Source organism: Microcystis sp. M49636_WE2, assembly GCF_030065375.1.
Taxonomy (GTDB): Bacteria; Cyanobacteriota; Cyanobacteriia; order Cyanobacteriales; family Microcystaceae; genus Microcystis; species Microcystis aeruginosa_C.
In genome coordinates this window covers 1-4,515 of the sequence record NZ_JASJFG010000837.1, presented here as the reverse complement: position 1 = coordinate 4,515, position 4,515 = coordinate 1, and the positions used below count along the sequence as shown (strand labels likewise).

Genomic DNA, 4,515 nt, shown 5'->3' with positions numbered 1-4,515 from the left:
TCCATTAACTCCATGTGAATTTCCAGAATTTGCGACACTGAGAGATCGGTAAAAAAGACATTATTAACCAACTCATCGATCGCTTGATTAATCGGATAATCCTGTTGGAAGTAATTTAAAATAATCTCCCGATAATCTCTTCTTAATTCCCGCAGTAATTCGTTTTTTTCCTCCGGGGCAAGATTGCGATAGAATAGCTGCGGGTTGCGTTTGTAGTAAACACCTAAATAGCCGAGTCTTTCTTTTAATTTTTCCGCTAAACGGCGCTGTTGTAGGAGGAGAAAACTGTGATTATTTGCCACGGGATTTGGTTGGTTAACAATCGTGGTACGCTCGGAAAAAGAGCAATTAGGAGCTAAATGGAGAAATCTAGCGATCGCTTGGTCGATGACGGAGGTGATGCTGTCTAATTCGTTGACGGTAATTTGTAATTCGGCACTATGATAGAGACAGGTGGGAGAGTCATTCGTCTCGGCAGTGATGTTCTTGTCAGCGACAATGATCACTACTGGCAGCAAAATCCCCCCTTCGTAGAGTTGATTAAAAGTCGGCTGTAGGGAAGGGTGAAAGACCACCAGCAAACAATCGATTTTTTCCTTCTGTGCCTCGATATTAGCCAGTAATTCGCTAGAAGACGACCCTAGGGTTAGATTATAGCGTTCATTAGCCAATAAAGCCGTCAAAGAATTAACCAGCCCCAGGGGTGAACTCACTCCCGTCAAGGGTGGGTCCGTTGGGACAAAAGCATAAATAGTCAGTCTCGGAGGCAACGTTTTCTCACCCGCAAGGTAGATAGAAAATAACAAACTATAGGTTAGACTTTCTCTGTCGAGAAGACAACCCCCTCGCCATCAGATCGGCGAAGTTAAAGTTAACTTTGCTTTTTGGCAGTGGGTATTGTAGTTAATTGTAATCAATGGGGAGGCTGTCTAGATCAGCGAGCGTCATAATCAAGGTAGATTCAAGTTCTAGGACTACTAATAGTTTGGCCATCAGTTTGTTAATTATGCCCTAAAGTTACCGCCACCGCCCACCCAATTATACTAAATCCAGTTATCAAAGACTGATTATCTATTTCTCTTTTGCCTTGTGCATGAGTGCCTTTTGCCTGTCCTGATATGTAGCCTATACTCAACGGATTTAGTATTATCCCCATGCCTAGCGTTACCCTCAGCCTCCATCACTTTAATCAATCCGTTACTACCTGTGAATTAATTATTGACAGGGCCAGTCTTTTAGATTTAATTAACAGGGGCAATCCAGAAGCGATCGTGGTGGTGGATGAGAGGTATTGTCCCCTAGGACTGATTGAGAGTCAAGCCCTGATCGCTTACCTCCTCTATCAGCAACAGCACCCCGAAACTAGAAACCCCTCCTCCAACTGTCTGGATCTGAGCGGTTGGCTGCGCCCGATTATCCCTCTTGACGCTCGCATGGCCGTGAGTGAGTTTCTGACAACCCTGACGGGAGAAGCGATCGCCCTAGCCCCCATTTTAGTGGATGCTCAGGGCAAACTGTTAGGACGCCTAGACACGGGCAAACTTCTCCAATTTTGTCTCGGGCGCTCGATTCTCGATGATCCCCCTCCGCAGCCCCGCATCAGCGATCGCATTCCCCCCCCCCGCAGCGATCGTCCTCTGAAATTTCTGGAACAATTACCGCTGCCGCTGCTGCTCTACAGTCCAGAAGCGGGAATTTTATACCAAAATCAGGCTTGGTGTCAACAAATCGGGGCAGCTTTCCCCGCTAATATCGATAACTCTCCCTTTGCTTTAGTTAATGACCCCTTAACCCTCCCATCCCCCACTCCCCCCCTGTTTCCCCAACGTCTAGAAACAGTGACATCGGGTTTAACCAAGACTTGGCGCCTGTTGTCCGTGCCGTTAAATTTAACGGATAATTATCCCTTGATCGAGAAAGCTTCAGGACTGTGGTTACTGTTAGCCACCGATATCACCGAACAACAGCAATATTGTCAGGAATTAGCGGTTAAAAATGCCGATCTAGTCCATTTAAATCGTCTTAAGGATGAATTTCTCGCCTGTGTCAGCCATGAGTTTAAATCGCCCCTCACCGCCGTGATCGGTCTCTCCAGTCTGCTGCGGGAACAAAAAATCGGTGAACTTAACCCCCGACAGTCCAAATATGCCGATTTAATCTATCGCAGCGGTCGCCAGTTGATGGCTTTGGTCAATGATCTCCTCGATTTAACCCGCCTAGAGACAGGACAACTACAATTAACTTTCACTAGAGTCAAAATCGATCGCCTCTGTCAACGGGTTTACGATATCATCGTCGATAAGTATCCCCAACGTCTCGATCTCCCCAGCAGCTATCGTCTTGACATCGAATCCGGGTTAGATTATGTTCTGGCCGATGAAGCCCGTTTGCAACAGATGTTAGTGCATTTGTTAGATAATGCGGTAAAATTCACCATTGATGGCGGTAATTTGGGCATTAAAGTTAATCGTTGGGAAAATTGGCTGGCTTTTACCGTCTGGGATACGGGGATCGGTATTCCAGAAGAATCCCAGCATCTGATTTTTCAGAAATTCCAACAGCTAGAAAGTCCTTTCACCCGTCAATTTGAGGGTGCGGGTTTAGGTTTAGTCCTCAGCCAAAAATTGGCACGCTGTCACGGTGGTGATCTATCCTTTGTCTCCAAGGCCCAGGAAGGCAGTCAATTCACTTTACTGCTGCCAGTTCATCCCCAAGGTGCAGACCAAGAGTCCGCCACTCCCCAGCGTCTGGTGTTAGTGGTGGAAGCTAATCCCCAAGTTATCGAACAGTTTGTCGATCGCTTAAGTGAATTGGGATTAAAAGCCATTATCGCCCGTAGCGGCACTGAGGCGATCGAAAAAGCCCGTCAGTTAAAACCCCGTTGTGTTTTTCTCAATCCCAATCTACCCCTCTTGTCCGGTTGGGATGTGTTAACGCTGCTGAAATCCCATCCCCAAACCAAAGATATAAAAGTTATTGTCACCGCCGCCGATTCCGATCGCAACCGCAGTCAACAGCAAGGGGCCGATAGTTTTCTGGTTCCGCCGATCACCTCGGCAGCTCTGCAAGCTTGCCTAAATCTGACCGTTTCCCCTGTTCCTAGCCGAAAACAGCGCACTGCTCCGACTCTGCTGCGTTTACACGGTCATTATGCCCCCAATTTCTCCGATTTATCTTCCTTTAGCTGGATTTGGAATAATCAATTAGTTCGGGAAAATTATCGTTTTATCGAGGCCGATAGTTGCGAACAGGCGGAACTTTTAGCTACTGTCTGGGAGGTGGACGCTATCTTAATTGATAGTTCGATCGCAGAAGATTTATACTCTTATCTGCAAACCTTGAGCAAGTCGGAAACCCTAGCTAATTTACCCCTAGTCACCCTTGATGTGGCTGTCACCGAGGTGGCTAATCAAATCCCCGGTTTAGTCGTTTTTCCCTGTTTGGCCCCCCCAACGGAAAACCGCATCGAACAGCTATTAAAGGTAATCGAGACTGCTGATCTGGCTTTTTCTCGCCACAAAGAACAGTAAAGGCAAGTCAGGCAAGTCTTGGGAATACAAGCAATGTCGATGCTCTAGCCCGATTTTCCCCAGAAGTTGGCGCTAAAGCGTAACTACAAACCTTAACTCAACCTAGAGATTATTAACTCAATTTTCTCAAAAAAATCGACCAGCCGTTAGGTGAGAAAAAGAGAAGAACCGAGAACATTAACGCACCCTACAAATTAAGATGGTGCGTTACGGCGCGATCATAATTTAATTAGGGCTTGCTGAAAAAGTTTTTCGTGGGGGTAGGGTGTGGGGTGTGGGGTGTGGGGTGTAGGGTTTTACCGATTTTGAGGGGGTCAATTACCTAATTTTCAGGGAAAAAGTCCCTGAATTTTCCACCCGATCACTCCCATATTTGGTACTTTTTGATTGACAAAAAGTCTAGAAGTCTTATTTAGTTATTCCAAATTGTTGCAAAATTAATAAATCTTGATCGCCTGTAATTAAAAAGTCAGCTTGACTATCTTTGGCTAAGGCTAAAAGGTAGTTATCTTTAGCGTTTCTACAGATATTAATTTTTGATTTAGTCTCAATACATAACCCAATTATGTTTAAAAGCTCAAGTAACTCTTGAACTTTTCTTTGGGAAAAATGCTTTTGTAATTTTGGTCTTTTGGTAACAAGGTTAATCTCATTAAGTAGCTGTGGAGAAAAAATCGGCAGAAGAGTTTTGGCTAACTGTTTACCAATAAGAAAGCTAATCCAAAGGTTAGTATCAATAATAACTTTAATTGGTGGCTTGTTGTCCATAAATTTCAGCCCTAACTTCCTCCACTTCTTCGGTAATTGTCTCTAAGGAAAGCTCATCAGTTTTAAAATTTTCTAGAAGTTGGGTTAATTTTTGATTTAAAGTTTCTTTTTCGAGTTCTTTACTGAGTTTTATTTTGTCACTTTCTGGGAGTTGTTTAACCAAATCTAAAATCTGGTCAAAGTTTAAGGTTAGTTGGTAAGTTTTTTGGTTCATTTT

General features: G+C 44.5%; 4 protein-coding genes. 1 reads left to right on the top strand and 3 read right to left on the bottom strand.

Annotated elements, in window-relative coordinates; genetic code table 11:
* On the bottom strand, positions 1–770 hold a 770-nt coding region (locus PX484_RS19175), incomplete at its 3' end, for a circadian clock protein KaiA (RefSeq protein WP_288105158.1).
* A 384-nt stretch (positions 771–1,154) separates the two neighbouring features.
* On the opposite strand from PX484_RS19175, the gene PX484_RS19170 reads away from it, so the two are divergent.
* Complete coding sequence (locus tag PX484_RS19170; protein ID WP_287765538.1) at positions 1,155–3,530, top strand: ATP-binding response regulator; 2,376 nt, start codon at positions 1,155–1,157, stop codon at positions 3,528–3,530.
* A 408-nt stretch (positions 3,531–3,938) separates the two neighbouring features.
* On the opposite strand, the gene PX484_RS19165 is transcribed toward PX484_RS19170, so the two are convergent.
* Positions 3,939–4,298 (bottom strand): putative toxin-antitoxin system toxin component, PIN family, encoded by a 360-nt coding sequence (locus tag PX484_RS19165; RefSeq protein ID WP_287765536.1) that lies wholly within the window; start codon positions 4,296–4,298, stop codon positions 3,939–3,941.
* Positions 4,276–4,515: type II toxin-antitoxin system VapB15 family antitoxin (gene vap15 / locus PX484_RS19160; protein WP_288105155.1), on the bottom strand; the 240-nt coding region annotated here is incomplete at its 5' end. The genes vap15 and PX484_RS19165, both read right to left, overlap by 23 nt.

What these genes read in the sequence shown, in the direction of transcription:
- PX484_RS19170 (WP_287765538.1), top strand. Translation starts at nt 1,155, where the DNA reads ATGCCTAGCGTTACCCTCAGCCTCCATCACTTTAATCAATCCGTTACT.
- PX484_RS19165 (WP_287765536.1), bottom strand. Translation starts at nt 4,298, where the DNA reads ATGGACAACAAGCCACCAATTAAAGTTATTATTGATACTAACCTTTGG.